Genomic DNA, 16,745 nt, shown 5'->3' on the forward strand with positions numbered 1-16,745 from the left:
CCGCAAGCGCGGCGGCATCGCCCGCAGCCGGGACGCCCACCTGGGCGCGAACAGGCGGGCGGTCAACCCGGGCGGTGTCACCTCAGTCCAACAGCACCCTATCGTACCCGTCCAGCAGGGTGCGGGCGCGCTCCGTCACCGGGATCAGCGCCGCAAGCAAGCCGGCTGCTTCATAGCGCGCCAAGGGCCAGTAACGGTAAGGCACCTGGCTCCACTCATGCAGACCCTGCTCGCGCAGCCTGGCCGGCAGGGCAGACGGAAGCTTGCTCTTCAGCCCATATTCGACGTCCAGCAGGTAGGCATCGGTCGCGCTCCGGCCGGCATTTTTGCGCTTGCTCCCGGAAACGAGCGCGCGAAAGCTCAGGGCGTCCAGCGCCGGCAGGACCGGCTCGTCCGGCTTCAGCCCGCATAGCGCATGCAGGACCGCGGTGCCCGGCACCATATGTTCGTGAGTCAGCTTGTCCCAGTTTTTCAGGTGCCCGATCAGCGAACGGTCTCCGCTCGCGCGACGCATGTCGTCGAGCCGATCGTATGCGTCATTGGTGATGAAGTCGACAGTGGCATAGAAATCCACCGACTCGCTGGCCACACGAATCAGGTGCTTGGCAAGGAACTTGGCTTCGGCCAGGCCGGCATGCCGCACCCTCGGCTTATCGAGCAGGGGCCATTTCGCCCCGAGGCTACTGCGCAGCATCTCGAGCTGCGACGCGCACAGGGCCAACTGCTGCGCCGGTTCGAAGCCCCGGTTCCACGCTAGCCATTGCACGTCGCGATAACGCACATCGAGTCGATCGTTCACACCCATCCCCTTCAGTTCATGTACGCGGAAAACGCCGTGGCCGGATCCGCTCCGCGCTCGATCAGACGAATGATGGCTTCCTTCGGCCCGTTGTCGATGCGGTCCGGATAACGGCGCGGAACGGCAGACAGGTCCGCGCGCCAGGTCGTCACAAAGATCTTTTCGGCCGCTTCCCGGCTGATCCTCTTTGTCGGCGCAGGCGCGGTCCCACTCGCCGGTTGCCTGTGCTTGGCCGGCTCTCCTTCCCTCACGGTGCGCACCCGTGCCGTCCAGATCTCCGCTGCCGGCCAGCGGCGCGCGAAAGACGCCGCCTCGACCTCCGTTGGAACGTTCTGGTCGCCGAGACGCTCTTTCACTGCTTCATAGATCTCCTTGAGTCCCGCGCCGTCCTCGCCTTCGAGCCGGATGGTGATGCCGAATTGCTCTTCGGGTTCCTGTCCGAACTTGACGAACCAGATGTCGAGCAGACGGTGGACGGACGGCACGCAAACGTGAGGCGCGATCGCGGCGGCGAGCACATCGGCACGGTAAAGCACCTCGCTCACCACCGCGCTATCCGTATACACCTCGAGTACCTGCTTCTGCGAGGCATCGGCAGGCAAGGTGATCAACCATCCCAACTGGGAGAAGAGATAGGTCAGGACACGGTCCGGCTTCACGGTCTTGAACCCGAGGTCCATCATCAGATGCAGCGAAGTGATCTGCCCGAAATGCCTTGCAAAGCGCCCGTGCACCTGTTGGAAGCGGGTGCGCTCGAGCCGGTAGGGCTCCCCGCTCTGATGCTCAGGGATATGCGCATAGTCGGCTCCGGTATAGTACTCAAGCACATGCCTGCCCTGGAAGTTCTTCAGAAAATCCGCGACCGCCAGGTACTTCACCATCTTTTCGTGATGCGCCGAAAAGCTGATGCCCTCGTAAGGTCCGCTCTTGGTCATGATCGCGAGCGCTTCGGATCGGGGATGAGCGAACAGGGCAAGACTCTGCTCCCACAGTTCGTTCTGGGCCTTTGCAAACGAAAGCCAATCGGTGAACTTGGCGCGGCTGTCGGCCCACCGCCGGGTCAAGGCCAGCCAGTCCTCGGCGCCCTCTCCCCACAGGACGGCACCCATCTCCTTCAGGGACGCGTCCAAAGCCATGCTGGTCAGCAAATCAATGTCTGGAGTTCCGATTTCCGCGGCCAGCCGGGCACGATGACGACGCACCAGCTTGAACCACGCAAAGCGGCGCTTCCAGTGTTGAGAGAAGCGCATCCATTCGTGCTTGTCGAACTGATACGCGTCTCGGTCATAGGCGCGAAAGTCCGCAAACAGCGGGATCTGCTTGGGCATCAGATCGATTTCCTTCGACGCCTTGTCGGCGCGGGTGCCCTGGTAAGCGATCCGCGCCCACGCCAGCTCCCAGAAGCCTGCGGCGTCGATCTCCGGCCGCCACTGGCCATGGGAGCATACGTTGTCGATGGTGGCGAGGAGAGTGGACTGGTTGGCCCGATGGGCTGCCGCGTCATAGACACCGACGGGCACGGTAGCCTTGTCGAGGACAGCCTGCTTGACTGCGTCGAACAATGCGGGTCCCTGCCGAAAGATCTGCGCGTTGATGAGGTCGTTGTGTTGCCAGTATTCTTCCGGGGATACCATCGAGTTGCTCACAGTCATTGCAATAAGGAAATAATAATACATCAAAGCACATTGCCCGCCTACCTGCCAGTCAATGGCTGCGACGTCCACTGTCGCCTGACGTCGCGATTCCCGCTGGACCGGACCACGCACGCACGCTGCTCGCAGTCCATCGCGCGGCGATGATTGTGATTGGGGAGACGCCGGCACCTGTCCGAAATGGCGCCGGCGTAGCCATCTGGGCGGTCAGTCATCGGCTTGCGATGCGGCGGCCGAGCGACCTGCTGCTCGGCGCCGGGCGCTGTGTCCTGCGGCAGCGAGCTTGGACCTGCGGCAAAGCGCTCTCGCGCCGTTCATCAGCTCGGCACAATCCGACACCACGACTGGTGGTGAAAAGACCAGATTGTCATGCCGGTACGCTGCGGGCAAGCGCTAGCTCGGCCGGTTCGGCTCCTGGAGCAGCAACCCATGCTGGCGCGCCTGCCCTACCCATCCAGGGTATTCCGTCATCAACAGGTCGTACAGTGCGGAATCGGTGTGTTCGTCCGGACTCGATACCGAAAAGAAGTCGGCGTTGTCGATCAGGCGCCCGCCGAGGTCGTCGAGCTTTTCCAGGAAAGGGAAGTCGGAATCGGCGAAATCGGACAAGCGCTTCGCTTTGGACTTCCTCCCCTTCCCGATTCCCATGAACTGCCAGAAGATCGGTTCGCGGCTCGACCAGCGCAGCTGGCGTTCGGTCATGGCTTGATCGGAAGTGCCGCCGTCGGTCACGAACATGACGTAGACCGGGAGCGCCGCCGCATGCATCGTCTTGCGCTCGCCACCGGCCGTATCCGGAAAATAATGCCGGCGTACCGCCGCCATGGCGGCGCCGTAGCGGGTATCGCCTTCGAGCGGATGCCGCTCGATGATCTTTGCGACATAACCGGTCCAGTTCGAAAGCCCCATCGGCTCGGTCCGATGGACGTTCCTGCCGAACAGGAAAACATCGATGTCGCCATCATTATCGAAGCGGCACCCCAGCGCCAGGATGCGTTCGGCGAAACGCTGCACCAGGCCTTTGCGATAAAGGCTGCTCATCGATCCTGAAATGTCGAGCACCAGGCAGACCCTGGCACGATGCCCCTGCAGCCCGACCTTGGCCAGCGACACTCCCGCCGACTTCACCAGGCTGACCAACTGCGGTGCCTTGGCTTCGACGCGCTTTTCCAGGCTGATGCTTGAAGGTGGAGGCGCAGCCTGTGCCGCCTGTCCTTGGGCCACAGGGGTGGCAGGCGCGGGATCCTGCGCGACGTCGGCGCCGAAATGCCGTACCAGCGCGGGCAATCCGCCATTGAATCCTTGCCCGACCGCCATGAAGCGCCAGCCCCCATCCTTGCGATAGAACTCGCCGAGCATGACTGCCTGTTCCTGCGCAAAATCCTGGCCGGTGAAGGCGAAGCGCGCGAATTCGCCATCCGCCCCATGCAAGCCTAGGTGACCTTGTGCCAGCTGCGACATGGCGCCGCCTCCGTCGATACTGGCCGTGATGACGACACGCTCGACCTTCGGCGGCAGCACGGCAAGGCGAAAGACAAAACCGTCGACCGCGCTTCCCTGTCTCCTCAAACCGACGCCACCGCAAGGCGTCGAAGGCTGGTTGAAGAAGGTCATGTACCGGTCATCGACCAGTTTGCCGGCGGCGTCGATGGCAAAGCAGGCATAGTCGAGTGTCAAACCCTGGCCCGCCAGGCTGAGCTGAAGCTCCCTCCGCGACACATCCTGGGCAAGGCTTACCCGCGCGCCTCTCGAAAGTTGTTGCATATGCCTTCTCTCCTGCCGGTCCTGGTCCGATGCTTGCAATGATAGCTCGACAAGCCCCAGCCGGACATATCCCTCCTTCCAGGCTGCGCCACTGCCTGCGGCTGGTCGACCAGGCAAGGCCGGAACGGTTCGGGTTTTCTGGATGCCATGGCGATGTCTTGTTGGGTTTTTCTAGTCGTTGGCGTCGAGGTAGCGCTATGCCCAATCGCCGGTCCTGGGCGAGTTATCTTTTACGTGGCGCAACCTTGAGCGGACCTCGTTGGTACATGTGGCACGGCACCCTCACGACTCAGGGAAGTGAGGCATGCACATTCAGATCGGCTCGTTGGCCAAGCGAGGCTCGCCGATGCGGTATTCGCGACCGAGTGACGCCATGACGAGGAGTTGCAGAAACATTGGTGGAACGAACAGCGCCCACGCGGTGACCAGGAGGTGAAGGGGGGTGAGCGATCGGCCGAAGACTCCCACCGCTGCGAGGGCGCCGCCGAGGATGGCAACCGACGACACGACAAATCGGGTACGGCACACCGGAATCTTTACCCAGGGAACCAGATACGTTAGGGCGGCAACTATACCAAGGAGCAATACTGAACCTGAAAAACTCAGCATGCCGATGCAGGCGCCGACGGCGGGCAGCAGCAAATACCAACCGAAGGTACTGGCGTGACCTGACGTCCTGTCGGCGCCGGCTGCGGTCCAATGCATTCTCGCTCGACATAACAGGAGTCCTGACAGGGTAAGTCCGGGCATGCCGAGGATGACGTGAAACTCCCAGGAACCATGCATTTGCACCGCTCCCGCTTGGCCGAGTACCAATCCGAGTAGCGCATAGAAGAACGATGGGAATATGCTGTTCGCAGCGAATCGCCTGGTCTTCTCGTCGATGATCGACATACGAGCTCCTTCATTGGTCAGCCTCCGTTTGCCTGTGAGGCACTTCCACTCTGAAGTAAATATGTCTAGGCAGCAATTTCGGAGTGGCAGTAGTTTGGGGACAATCAACATCTACAGATTGGCCCTTACAATCGCTCACAGCAGCCGGCTACATCAGTTGCGGCTTCTCAACGTGTCTTCCTCCTAAGCTTCTACGATTCCTATCTGCAACATTTGCCTTGCCAAATGCTTGAGTTAGCAGGAGGATCGATCTGTGGTCATCGAAACAGTAGCGCGCACCTTCGCTGTTGAACGGCGGCGCAGCTTACGACGGAAGCGATCGGAAGACGGCGCCATCGCCATCATGACTGCCATCGTCATCATCGTCATGGTCGCGATGTTCGGGCTGGCTCTCGACCTTAGCCGTAGCTACAACAGGAAAGTGGAACTGCAAAGTGTCGTCGATGCAGGCGCTCTGGCCGCGGCCGCGGCCCTGAATGGTACCAATGAGGGTATCGACAAGGCGGTCGACGAGGCTGAACTGGCTGCGGTATCCAATACCTTCTCATATGACAACAGCGGGGTTATTTCCTGGTCCAACGCCGCACTTACTTTTTGCACGCGACCCGATTGTGGCCCGGGCGAATGGATGAATGCAGAAACAGCAAAGGCCAACGCTTCGAAGATTTTTTTTGCCCGGGTCGACACGTCGGTCCTCGACTCCTCTCCTGGGAAAGTCCAGAACTTCCTGATGCCTATCCTGTCATCACGCTTGGCAGAGACAGACGTAACGGCCTCGGCCGTTGCTGGCAGGGATTCGCTGGACGTCTTGCCGCTCGCAATCTGCGCGAACTCGAACACGAGCGTACTCACCCCCCCTCCTCCATCAGGAGAACTCGTGGAGTATGGCTTCAGGAGAGGCATCTCTTACGACCTGATGAAGCTGAACCCCAACGGACGGTCACCCGAAAATTTCCTTGTGAATCCGGTCGCGCCTCCCGGCACGGTCGGCACGAGCATGATGAACAGGATGGACATGGTCGCGCCATTTATTTGCACGGGAAAGATGGCCATACCTACTTTGAAAGGGGGCGATGTCACTGTCGAGCGGGGCTTCCCGATCGACAAGCTCTACGTCTTTCTTAACTCCCGGTTCGGTACGTATGGCACGTCCAGCAATTCATGTGTGCCTTCCACGGCGCCGGCGGATCCAAGTACCAAGAGCTTCGATCTTGCCAGCGTAACGTGGATGAAAGAGAAGCCGGACGGTCTCTCCGCTAACCAACTAGCAGATCCGGAACCCCTACTGACGGTAGCGGAAAATCCAACGGGCGCGACAAAGAAGGCCTACGGGCCCTTGTGGTCGTATGCGAAGGCAGCCAAGCATTCATCCTACCTTGCATATGGGGGAAAAGAGCCCCCTGGAGGCTATGCCACCTTCAGCGCTACGGCGGCAGATTGGGGCCTGCTCTACAATCCTGGGAAGCCCGAACCACAGTCCTACACCAGCACGCCTTACCTCGCAAACGGCGGAATGGCACCGTACAAGCCCTACCGCAACACCCGGGTGCTTCGCATTCCTTTGCTGCGCTGCCCGGTATCGACGGAACTCAAGACAACGGCAGAGGTAGCCGGGATTGCGAAATTCTTCATGACGGTTCCCGCAAGTTCATCCGCTCTCTACGCGGAATTTGCCGGGATGGACAACGAAACCGCCTCGGGCGGCAATGTGAGGCTTTACCGATGAGAAGAAAACCCTGGGCGACTGGACGCCAGTACGAAGAGGGGGCGATCGCAGTCGAGACGGCGATCGTGCTTCCTATCCTCTTGCTGTTTTTTGCGTTGCCATCCATTGTTTTTGCTTTTTATTTTCGTCAGTACTCGGCTGCGTACAAAGCCGCGCATGACGCAGCGATCTATCTTTCGACCGCGCCAACGGTGGAATTCACGACGCCAGGGCCGGATGGCGAGTTTGCTGCCCTGACCGTAGCGAGAAACATTGTTGCGAAAGAGCTGGCCGGCGTCGTCCCGAAAGGAGTGTCCGTGCAACCCTCCATTGGATGCCTATACCGGGTAGGAAGGACACCGAAGGCGAGGGATTGTACGCCGCAGGCCTTCAGCAGCGATGCCACCCCCTTGATCCGATTCGACGTAGAAATCAGCCTACCTTTCATTAACCCGCTCACAGGCCAAAAAATTGCCTCGATGGCCATGGGCCCCATTCCGTCAATGCCTTACATGGGGAACTGACATGAAACGGATCGCATCCAAGGGACGAACAAGGCAGGCGGGATCCGCAGCCGTCGAATTCGCGCTGGTCGCGATCGTTTTCTTTACGCTGGTGTTCGCCACACTCGAGCTGGCACGCATGGAGTATCTCCTCAACACGCTGCAAGAAGTGACCCGCCGCGCCGCTGCGGCCGCCGCAAACGTCGACTACAGGGTCAGCAGCGAGTTGGAGAAGGTTCAAGCCGATGCCGTCTTCCGTAGTTCACGTGGCCCGCTGGGGCTCGGGGAGCCCGTCACTTCGGACCACGTCAAGATCGATTACCTGTGGCTTTCGAAAACCGACTGGGACCTGAAGCACATGAGTACTCTTCCGGCATGCCCTGCCGGCAACCGGTCGAACTGCATGGCCAACCCGCATGCCGACAACTGCATCCGTTTCGTGCGCGCCAGGGTTTGCGCGTCGATCGATGGGGACGGCCATTGCGAGCGGCTAAGCTATCAAATGGTTTTCCCCTTCCTTGATCTCTCCGGGATGAAGCTGCCATCCGCGGAGACGATCGTGCCCGCAGGTAGTCTCGGTGCCACTCCTGGTTCCCTGCCGTGCACCTGACGTTGTCGCCGGCTAGCAGACGTCTGACATGACCGGTAAACGCACCGTCGGCTGGGCAGTTCGGCTTTCGCCGATTCGGCACCTGCGGTACGGCCCGCGCGGCACTGCCAGCATCTGCAAGAAAAAAGCCCCTGAAATCAGGGGCTTGGACTTACTTCTGACAACTCATTGCTGAGCTATGAATCATTCCCACTCAATCGTCGCCGGCGGCTTCCCCGAAATGTCATACACGACACGGTTCAGCCCGCGCACCTCATTGATGATCCGGTTCGACACCTTCCCCAGCAGCGCATGCGGCAGGTGCGCCCACTGCGCCGTCATGAAGTCCAGCGTCTGCACCGCGCGCAGCGCCACCACGTACTCGTAGGTGCGGCCATCGCCCATCACCCCCACCGATTTCACCGGCAGGAACACGGCGAACGCCTGGCTGGTCGCCTCGTACCAGTTGGTCGGCGCCTTGCCCGGATCGATGCCAGCGACTGCGGGCAACTCGAACGGCGTATTGCGCAGCTCTTCGATGAAGATGGCGTCCGCTTCGCGCAGCAGGTCGGCGTATTCCTTCTTGACTTCGCCAAGAATGCGCACGCCCAGGCCCGGACCCGGGAACGGGTGACGGTAGACCATGTCGTGCGGCAGGCCGAGCGCGACGCCGAGTTTGCGCACTTCGTCCTTGAACAGCTCGCGCAGCGGCTCGAGCAGTTTCAGATTCAGGGTCTCCGGCAGGCCGCCCACGTTGTGGTGGCTCTTGATGGTCTGGCCTTTCTTACCCTTACCGGCCGACTCGATCACGTCCGGATAGATGGTGCCCTGGGCCAGCCACTTCGCGTTGGTCAGCTTGCCGGCTTCCTGCTGGAACACCTCGACGAACTCTCGTCCAATGATCTTGCGCTTCTGCTCGGGATCGGTGACGCCGGCCAGGTGGCCCATGAACTGGTCTTCGGCGTCGATGCGCAGCACCTTCACGCCGAGGTTTTTCGAGAACATGTCCATGACCATCTTGCCCTCGTCCTTGCGCAGGAGGCCGTGGTCGACGAACACGCAGGTCAGCTGGTCGCCGATGGCGCGGTGGATCAGGGCCGCGGCCACGCTCGAGTCGACGCCGCCCGACAGGCCCAGGATGACTTCGTCGCTGCCGACCTGCTCGCGGATCTTCTGCACCGCTTCGCCGATGTAGTCCGGCATGTTCCAGTCCGACTTGCAGCCGCAGATCTCGTGCACGAAGCGGCCGATGATGGCTTCGCCTTGCGTGGTGTGGGTGACTTCCGGGTGGAACTGCAGCGCGTAGAAGCGGCGGTCCTCGTCGGCCATGGCGGCGATCGGGCAGCTGTCGGTGGAACCCATCAGCTTGAAGCCCGGCGGCATGTCGAGGACCTTGTCGCCGTGGCTCATCCAGACGCGCAGCATGCCGTGGCCTTCGCTCGTCACGAAGTCGTTGATGCCGTTCAGCAGGGCCGTATGGCCGCGGGCGCGCACCTCGGCGTAGCCGAACTCGCGCAGCTTGCCGTTCTCGACCTTGCCGCCGAGCTGGGCGGCCATGGTCTGCATGCCGTAGCAGATGCCGAGCACCGGTACGCCGGCTTCGAACACGGCCTGCGGGGCGCGCGGCGAATCGCCTTCGAGCGTGGAGTTGTGGCTGCCCGAGAGGATGATGCCGGAGGCGCCGTAGTTGCGCACGAACTCGTCGCTGACGTCATACGGGAAGACTTCGGAGAACACGCCGGCATCGCGCACGCGGCGCGCGATCAGCTGGGTAACCTGGGAACCGAAGTCGAGGATGAGGATTTTCGAATGCATGTGGAGGGCAACGATAGAAGAAGAATGGGGTAATGCGAAAACGCGGCCCTCGGGCCGCGTTTCATGGACGATTTATTCCGAACGGTAGTTCGGCGCTTCCTTGGTGATCTGCACGTCGTGCACGTGCGACTCGCGCATGCCGGCCGAGGTGATCTCGACGAACTCGGCTTTCTCGCGCAGTTCTTCGATGGTCGAGCAGCCGCAGTAGCCCATCGACTGGCGCACGCCGCCGACGAGCTGGAAGATGATCGCCAGCACGCTGCCTTTGTAGGCGACGCGGCCTTCGATGCCCTCGGGGACGAATTTATCGGCCTTGCTCGAGGCTTCCTGGAAGTAGCGGTCGGCCGAGCCTTCGGCCATTGCGCCCAGGCTGCCCATGCCGCGGTAGGATTTGTAGCTGCGGCCCTGGTACAGGATCGTTTCGCCCGGCGCTTCGTCGGTGCCGGCGAACATGCTGCCCATCATGACGGTGTGCGCGCCCGCGGCCAGCGCCTTGGAGATGTCGCCCGAGAAGCGGATGCCGCCGTCGGCGATGCAGGGTACGCCGGTGCCTTCCAGCGCCTTGGCCACGTTCGAGATCGCGGTGATCTGCGGCACGCCGACGCCGGCCACGATGCGGGTGGTGCAGATCGAGCCGGGGCCGATGCCGACCTTGACCGCGTCCGCGCCGTACTCCACCAGCGCTTTGGCGGCGGCGGCGGTGGCGATGTTGCCGCCGATGACGTCCACGTGCGGGAAGCGGTCCTTGATCCACTTGACGCGGTCCAGGATGCCCTGCGAGTGGCCGTGGGCGGTGTCGACCACCAGCACGTCCACGCCGGCGGCAACCAGGAGTTCGATGCGCTCCTCGTCGCGTGCGCCCACGCCCACGGCGGCGCCGACCAGCAGCTTGCCCTGCGAATCTTTCGATGCCAGCGGATGCTCGTGCGACTTCTGGATGTCCTTGACGGTGATGAGGCCGCGCAGCTCGAAGGCTTCGTTGACGACCAGCACGCGCTCGAGGCGGTGCTTGTTCATCAGGCGCTTGGCTTCCTCGGTGTCGGCGTCTTCGTTGACGTAGACGAGTTTTTCGCGCGGCGTCATCTTGGCGCGCGCTTCGGCGTCCAGGTCTTCCTCGAAACGCAGGTCGCGGTTGGTGATGATGCCGACCACCTGCTTGCCCTCGACCACAGGGAAGCCGCTGATGCCATGCTGTTGCGACAGCGCCAGCACTTCACGGATCTTCATGGTGGGAGGAATGGTGATCGGGTCGCGCAGCACGCCGGATTCGTAGCGCTTGACACGCGTCACCTCGCGCGCCTGGTCCGCCGGGCGCAGGTTCTTGTGAATGATACCGATGCCCCCCTCCTGAGCCATCGCAATCGCCAGACGCGCTTCGGTCACGGTATCCATCGCAGCCGACAGCAGCGGGATATTCAGCGTGATATTCCTGGTCAGTTTGGTGCGAAGGGAAGTGTTGGCCGGAAGAACGTTGGAATAGGCCGGGACGAGCAGCACGTCATCGAAGGTGAGTGCTTTTTGGAGGAGACGCATAACGATTTTCCTATAGGCGCAAAAGTGAATTATACAGAAACGGCGAAAAACTGTCGCAGCCATGCCTGAATTTGCCTCGGAAAACGCGCGATCGCACAGCCGAGATTGACAGTGCCGGCGAAGCATGGCGAAATCCATTTGTTACCCATGGAAAATTTTTATGTCGCCCCCGTCCCGCCTCCCCCGCCTGCTCGCCGCCTGCACCCTGCTGCTGATAAGCAGCCTGGTGCACGCCCAGTATTCATGGATCGACGCGAACGGCGTGCGCCACTTCTCCGACCGCCCGCCCCCGCCGTCGACGCCGCCGCACAAGATCCTCAAGGCCCCGGGCCGGGCCGCGCCGGCGATCCAGCCGGCCGCTGCCGAGCCGGCGCCCACTGCAGAGGCGCCGGTACCGAGCGCCGGCCCCAGAAGCCTGGCCCAACGCGAACAGGATTACCGTGCCCGCGCCAGGCTGCGCGAGGAACAGGACAGGAAGGATGCCGCGGAGCTTCAGCGCCGCCGCGACCTGGCCCAGCACTGCCGCGACGCGCGCGCCATGCGCGCCCAGGTCGCCTCAGGCGTACGCATCGCCAAGTTCGATGCGAAGGGCGAACGCAGCTTCATGACGGACGAAGAAAGGGCGGCCCAGCTGGCCCGCGCCGACAAGGCGCTGGCGCAATGCCGATGATTTTCAAGAACGCAGCCGGATCACCCGGGCGCCGCCGGACCGGGGCGCCGGTTCGGGAGTGAGCCTGGGCGCGACCTCGACCCGGTTGCGCCCGCCAGCCTTGGCCGCGTACAGGGCCGCATCGGCGCGGCGCATCAGGGCGGCGAAATCCTCGCCCTTTTCCAGCATCGCCAGGCCGATGCTGACCGTATAGGCCGGACCGGCCGCGGCCGTTCGGCCTTGTGCGGACTGGTCGAGGGCGGCGCGCAGGCGTTCGGCGACGGCCCGGGTGGTGTCGAACGAGGCGTCCGGCAGCAGCACCCCGAACTCCTCGCCGCCGAGGCGGGCGAAATAGTCGATCTTGCGGATTTCCTCGCGCGCGCGCGCCACCAGGTCGCGCAGGACCTCGTCGCCGACGCCGTGGCCATAGGTATCGTTGATGCGCTTGAAATGGTCGGCATCCACCAGCAGCAGGCCCAGCCCGTTGCCATGGCGGCGCGCCCGCGCCAGTTCGCGCTCGGCCATGTCGAAAAAAGCGCGGCGCGAGGGCGCGCCGGTGAGGTGGTCGTGCTCGGCCGCATAGGCGGTTTCGGTGAGCACGCGCGCATTGGCCAGCATCACCGCCCCCAGGCTCAGGGCCGGCATGGCCAGGGTGCCGATCGCAAAGAAGGCCAGGTTGGCCACGGCTGGCTCGAGCAGCGAGGTCGGCTCGTAGGTATCGAAGACATAGAAGGCGCCGCGGCAAGAATGACCCAGCCCCAGCAGCAAGGCGGCGGTGCGGCTGAAGGCATTCGGGTAGCGCAGGCGGCCGTCGGCGACCTTGGGCAGGCTGGCATGGATGCCGAAACAGATCGCCGCATGGAAAGCCGACATCCCCACCACGCGCAGCGCCAGCGATTCGTGGACGTAATGGAAGAACACCACGCCGGCAAACGCGGCGCCGGCCCCGCCCGCCAGCAGGCGCCAGGGCACGGGCAGGCCGAGGTAGCGCCGGTAACCGGCCAGCATCAGGCTGGCGGTCAGGAGCAGCAAGGCGTTGGCGAGTTCGATGCTGAGCAGGTCGGGAATCAGGCCGCGCGCCGCGAACAGGAGCAGCGCGAGCACCGCCACGCCATTGGCCTGCGCCCATTCGCGGATGCCGGCCACCCGGCTGTCGGCCAGCGAGGTCAGGACGAGCAGCATGACCGCCGACATCGCGGTGGTGACCAGGAGCAGGCTTACGGTAATCAGCATGAATGGGGCAGGCGGCGCAGGAGAGCTTCGAAGCGGGCTCTATCATACCCTGAAGCGCCCCCTAAAAATTTGCTTGGTCGGAATTTTACAACTACGCAAATTCTCAATGTTGCGCGCCCTCCCCTCGCTCAGGCGGCCGGGGGCGTGGCTCCGGTAGCCTTCTTGGCCGCGCGCTTGCGCCGCGAATCCTTGGGATCGGCCACCAGGGGCCGGTAGATCTCGATGCGGTCGCGTTCGCGCAGCACCGTGTCGAGCGTCTTTTTCTTGGCGTAGATGCCCACCGGCTGGGTCGCCAGGTTGATGTCCGGGCAGGCTTCCAGCACGCCGCTCATCTCGATGGCCTGGGCGATGGTGGTGCCGGGCGCGACCTTCATGGGGCGCAGGAATTCCTCGCGCGCGCTGGCGTAGCACACGTAGATTTGCAACTCCTCACCCATAAACGGCCTCGGCGCGCTTGCTGAAGGAATCGACCATGGTGTTGGCGATCATGCCGAACACCGGGCCGATGATCTGTTCCAGGATGATGCTCGAGAACTCGTAGTGCATGTCGAGCTCGACTTTGCAGGCATCGGCGCGCAGCGGCTTGAAGGTCCAGGTGCCTTCCAGCATCTTGAAAGGACCGTCGACCAGGTGCATCTTCATTTGTGTGGGCCGGTTGTTGTGGTTCGAGGTGGTAAAGCTCTGCTTCACACCGTGAAAATTGATTTGAAGGCTAGCCACCAGCTTGTCTTCGCTCCGCTCGATCACTTTCACGCCACCGCACCAGGGAAGGAACTTCGGATAATCTTCGACCTTGGCGACCAGGTCGAACATCTGCTCGGTGCTGTAGCCGAGAAAAACTGATTTGTGCACTACTGCCATTGGTCAACCGTTTGTTATGATGTTGGACGAGTTGCATTTTGCGCCACGCAGTGTGTACTGCCTGCGCCACAGCAGTAGTTTAACCGAGACGCGGATTTTCGCTATTTCATGAGTATTGTTGACAATAAAAAAGCTTTCTTCGACTACTTCATCGAGGACCGGTATGAAGCCGGCATCGTGCTCGAGGGGTGGGAAGTCAAGGCCATCCGCGAAGGCAAGGTACAGATCAAGGAGGCCTATGTCGTCGTGCGCAACGGCGAGCTGTTCCTGTTCGGCGCCCACATCAGCGCGCTGACCACGGCATCCGCCTTCAGCCATCCCGAGGCATTGCGCACGCGCAAGCTGCTGCTGCACCGGGCCGAACTGGACAAACTGGTCGGCAAGGTCGAGCGCGCCGGCTATACGCTGGTGCCGCTCAACCTGCACTTCAAGGGCGGCCGCGTGAAGTGCGAGATCGGCTTGGCCAAGGGCAAGAAGCAGCACGACAAGCGCGCCACCGAGAAGGACCGCGACGCCAAGCGCGAAGTCGCCGCGGCGATGAAGACGCACCGCCGCTGATCGTCCCCCGCCGCCGGCCGCTTCTCAGGCGGCGGGCGCCGCGAAGCGCCGGCTCAGGCGCCACATCAGGAAGCTCAGCAGGACACCGACGGCCGCGCCGCAGGCCAGCTTCAGCGCGCTGCCGAACAGCAACGGGGCCACCAGGCCGGACACCAGCGCGAAGGACATCATCTGGATGAAGCCGACCATCGAGGCCGCCAGGCCGCGGTTGTTCGGGAACAAGCCCATGGCCGTCAGCTGGAGGCCCGGCATGGCGACTGCCAGGCCGAAGGTGAACACGGCCAGCGGCAGCACCGCCCAGGGCACGCTGGCCGCGAACAAGGCGTTGTAGCCGACGTTCAACACCGACGCCGCCGCCATCACCGCGTAGCCGATCCACAGCAGGCGGCCAGGGGAAGACTTGGGGGCGCGCTTGCCGCCCCAGGCCGAGCCCAGCACCATGCCGCCGATCAGCGGAATGAACATCCAGCCGAAGGCCGTTTCCGGCAGGCCCAGGATCTCCATCACGAAATTGGCGGCCGAGCCGATGTACAGCGACAGGCCGCCGAACACCAGGCCCAGCGCCAGCGACAGCATCACGAACTGCGGGTTGCGCAGCACCATCAGGTAGTTGCGCGAGATGGTCGCCGGATGAAAGGCCTGGCGCTTATCGACCGGCAGGCTTTCCGGCAGCAGGCGCAGCACCAGCAGGATCATGGCGGCGCCGAACAGCGCCAGGAAGATGAAGGTCGAGCGCCAGCCGAAGCTCACGTGCAGCCAGCCGCCCAGCACCGGCGCGATGGCCGGCGCCAGGCCGAACACCATCATGATGTGCGACATCATCTTCTGCGCCTGCGCACCCGAGAAGCGGTCCTGCACGATGGCCTGGCCGATCACCGAACCGGCGCCAGCCGACAGGCCCTGCAGCGCGCGGAACACCAGCAGCCAGCCGAAGCTCGGGGCGAACGCGGCGCCGACCGAGGCCAGCGTGTACACCGCCAGCGCCCCCAGGATCACCGGACGGCGCCCGAAGGAATCCGAGAGCGTCCCGTAGAACAGCATCATCAGCGCGAAGGTGAACAGGAAGACGCTCAGGGTCTGCTGCACCGCGACCGGCCCGACCCCGAATTCGACCCCGATGGCGGGCATCGAGGGAAGGTAGGTATCGATCGCGAGGGCCCCGATCATGCCGAGGCAGGCGAGGATGGTGGTGAGGAGTCGTTGCATGGCAGTGCCTGGTGAAAAAGTACCGGCACTGCGGGAGTCGAGCGTCCGGGGGGACGCAATTGTACTGGCTTTCCGAAAAAAAATTCAGGCGACCCTTCGTTCAGCCCCCCCCGGGGGTCAGGTCTGACATTCGGACACGAGCTCGAGCGTTACTCTGCTGTATTGCTCAGTCCGTGTCTAAATGTCAGACCTGACCCCACAGACGCAGCAGACGTGACCCCAGCAGACGCGTTCAGCGCAGCGACTGGCCGAAGCGTTCGGTGCGCGGCATCCAGTTGCCCTGGTAGTCGGCCGAGACCAGGATGCGCTCGGCGCGCCCGATCAGCAGGTGGCGCGGCACGAATCCGATGACGCGCGAATCGGCGCTGTCGTCGCGGTTGTCGCCCAGCATCAGGTAGGCGTCCTGCGGCACGGTGACCGGACCGAAGTCGCGCATCGCCACGCGCTGCGGCAGGACCTGGATGCGGTGGCGGCGGCCGTCGACGTCCTCGATCATGCGCAGCGCGTCCATCCGGCCCGCGCTAGTCGCCTCCTGCACCACTTCCTCCAGCGCATAGTCCGACACCACGCCATTGATGACCAGGCGCTCGTTGCGCATCTCCACGCGGTCGCCCGGCAAGGCCAGGATGCGCTTGATCAGGCGGGTGCCATCCGCCGGCGACGAAAAGGTGACGACGTCGCCGCGCCGCGGCTCGCCGGTGCGTGCGATCACGAGGTCGGTCAGCGGGACCTTGACGTTGTAGGCCAGCCGGTTCACGAAGACCACGTCGCCCTCGAGCAGGTTGGGCCGCATCGACGCGGAGGGGATCGGGTTCCAGTCGGCCACCGCCGTGCGGAAAACACCGAACAAAAACATGAACATCAGGAAACCCTTGTTGGCGCGCACGAACGCTTTCATCTCGCAATGCTCCTCTTGTTATGATGATTGATGAGAAGCTTTATACGCGGTCAGCCTTTAGACATGCTTAAACGTCAAGGCCCGCT

The 16,745-nt window shown here is 62.9% G+C and carries 16 protein-coding genes; 5 read left to right on the forward strand and 11 right to left on the reverse strand.

From position 1 onward, the window contains the following. Positions 1-82 precede the first annotated feature (82 nt). The 4 genes from ACK4S9_RS01840 to ACK4S9_RS01855 form a co-directional block, all read right to left on the reverse strand. A complete protein-coding gene (locus ACK4S9_RS01840) occupies positions 83-799 on the reverse strand; it encodes a hypothetical protein (RefSeq protein ID WP_409720710.1) in 717 nt (238 codons plus the stop codon). Between the two features lie 11 nt (positions 800-810). Next, positions 811-2,523: a hypothetical protein gene (locus tag ACK4S9_RS01845; protein ID WP_409720712.1), complete on the reverse strand. Its 1,713-nt coding sequence runs from the start codon at positions 2,521-2,523 to the stop codon at positions 811-813. Between the two features lie 321 nt (positions 2,524-2,844). Continuing rightward, positions 2,845-4,215 carry a VWA domain-containing protein gene (locus ACK4S9_RS01850; protein ID WP_409720714.1) on the reverse strand — a complete coding sequence of 457 codons (1,371 nt, stop codon included), beginning with the start codon at positions 4,213-4,215 and terminating at the stop codon, positions 2,845-2,847. A gap of 312 nt (positions 4,216-4,527) precedes the next feature. Beyond that, the gene (locus tag ACK4S9_RS01855; protein WP_409720716.1) at positions 4,528-5,109 is read right to left on the reverse strand and encodes a hypothetical protein; all 582 of its coding nucleotides are present in this window, start codon (positions 5,107-5,109) and stop codon (positions 4,528-4,530) included. Positions 5,110-5,362: 253 nt separating this feature from the next. Between ACK4S9_RS01855 and ACK4S9_RS01860 the strand changes: the two genes are divergently transcribed. Genes ACK4S9_RS01860 through ACK4S9_RS01870 form a run of 3 tightly spaced genes read left to right on the forward strand, consistent with a single transcriptional unit; the run spans position 5,363 to position 7,927 of the window. Then, a complete protein-coding gene (locus ACK4S9_RS01860) occupies positions 5,363-6,835 on the forward strand; it encodes a TadE/TadG family type IV pilus assembly protein (RefSeq protein ID WP_409720718.1) in 1,473 nt (490 codons plus the stop codon). Then, entirely contained in the window at positions 6,832-7,338 is a 507-nt protein-coding gene (locus ACK4S9_RS01865) for a TadE/TadG family type IV pilus assembly protein (protein ID WP_409720720.1), read from the forward strand. Before ACK4S9_RS01860 ends, ACK4S9_RS01865 begins: the two co-directional genes overlap by 4 nt. Before the next feature lies 1 nt (position 7,339). Then, positions 7,340-7,927, forward strand: a complete 588-nt coding sequence (locus tag ACK4S9_RS01870) for a TadE/TadG family type IV pilus assembly protein (RefSeq protein WP_409720722.1) — start codon at positions 7,340-7,342, stop codon at positions 7,925-7,927. A 183-nt stretch (positions 7,928-8,110) separates the two neighbouring features. On the opposite strand, the gene guaA is transcribed toward ACK4S9_RS01870, so the two are convergent. Continuing rightward, positions 8,111-9,721, reverse strand: a complete 1,611-nt coding sequence (gene guaA, locus ACK4S9_RS01875) for a glutamine-hydrolyzing GMP synthase (protein ID WP_409720724.1) — start codon at positions 9,719-9,721, stop codon at positions 8,111-8,113. A gap of 72 nt (positions 9,722-9,793) precedes the next feature. After that, on the reverse strand, positions 9,794-11,254 hold the full coding sequence (gene guaB, locus ACK4S9_RS01880) for an IMP dehydrogenase (RefSeq protein ID WP_409720726.1): 1,461 nt from the start codon (positions 11,252-11,254) through the stop codon (positions 9,794-9,796). A 160-nt stretch (positions 11,255-11,414) separates the two neighbouring features. Between guaB and ACK4S9_RS01885 the strand changes: the two genes are divergently transcribed. Further along, entirely contained in the window at positions 11,415-11,924 is a 510-nt protein-coding gene (locus ACK4S9_RS01885; protein WP_409720728.1) for a DUF4124 domain-containing protein, read from the forward strand. Between the two features lie 3 nt (positions 11,925-11,927). Here the strand turns inward: ACK4S9_RS01885 and ACK4S9_RS01890 are convergent, their stop codons facing one another. The 3 genes from ACK4S9_RS01890 to ACK4S9_RS01900 form a co-directional block, all read right to left on the reverse strand. Continuing rightward, on the reverse strand, positions 11,928-13,136 hold the full coding sequence (locus ACK4S9_RS01890) for a diguanylate cyclase (RefSeq protein WP_409720730.1): 1,209 nt from the start codon (positions 13,134-13,136) through the stop codon (positions 11,928-11,930). A gap of 128 nt (positions 13,137-13,264) precedes the next feature. Beyond that, a complete protein-coding gene (locus tag ACK4S9_RS01895; RefSeq protein WP_409720732.1) occupies positions 13,265-13,573 on the reverse strand; it encodes an RnfH family protein in 309 nt (102 codons plus the stop codon). Further along, on the reverse strand, positions 13,566-13,997 hold the full coding sequence (locus ACK4S9_RS01900; protein ID WP_409720734.1) for a type II toxin-antitoxin system RatA family toxin: 432 nt from the start codon (positions 13,995-13,997) through the stop codon (positions 13,566-13,568). The genes ACK4S9_RS01895 and ACK4S9_RS01900 overlap by 8 nt, the downstream gene beginning before the upstream one ends. 108 nt (positions 13,998-14,105) lie before the next feature. Between ACK4S9_RS01900 and smpB the strand changes: the two genes are divergently transcribed. Further along, the gene (smpB, locus tag ACK4S9_RS01905) at positions 14,106-14,555 is read left to right on the forward strand and encodes an SsrA-binding protein SmpB (protein ID WP_409720736.1); all 450 of its coding nucleotides are present in this window, start codon (positions 14,106-14,108) and stop codon (positions 14,553-14,555) included. 24 nt (positions 14,556-14,579) lie between these two features. Here smpB and ACK4S9_RS01910 read toward each other — a convergent pair whose 3' ends face one another. Both ACK4S9_RS01910 and lepB read right to left on the reverse strand, forming a co-directional pair. Next, positions 14,580-15,761 (reverse strand): multidrug effflux MFS transporter, encoded by a 1,182-nt coding sequence (locus tag ACK4S9_RS01910; RefSeq protein WP_409720738.1) that lies wholly within the window; start codon positions 15,759-15,761, stop codon positions 14,580-14,582. A 232-nt stretch (positions 15,762-15,993) separates the two neighbouring features. Further along, on the reverse strand, positions 15,994-16,659 hold the full coding sequence (lepB, locus tag ACK4S9_RS01915; RefSeq protein WP_409720740.1) for a signal peptidase I: 666 nt from the start codon (positions 16,657-16,659) through the stop codon (positions 15,994-15,996). Between the last annotated feature and the right edge of the window lie 86 nt (positions 16,660-16,745).

Source organism: Massilia sp., from assembly GCF_046293535.1.
Classification (GTDB): Bacteria; Pseudomonadota; Gammaproteobacteria; order Burkholderiales; family Burkholderiaceae_D; genus Telluria.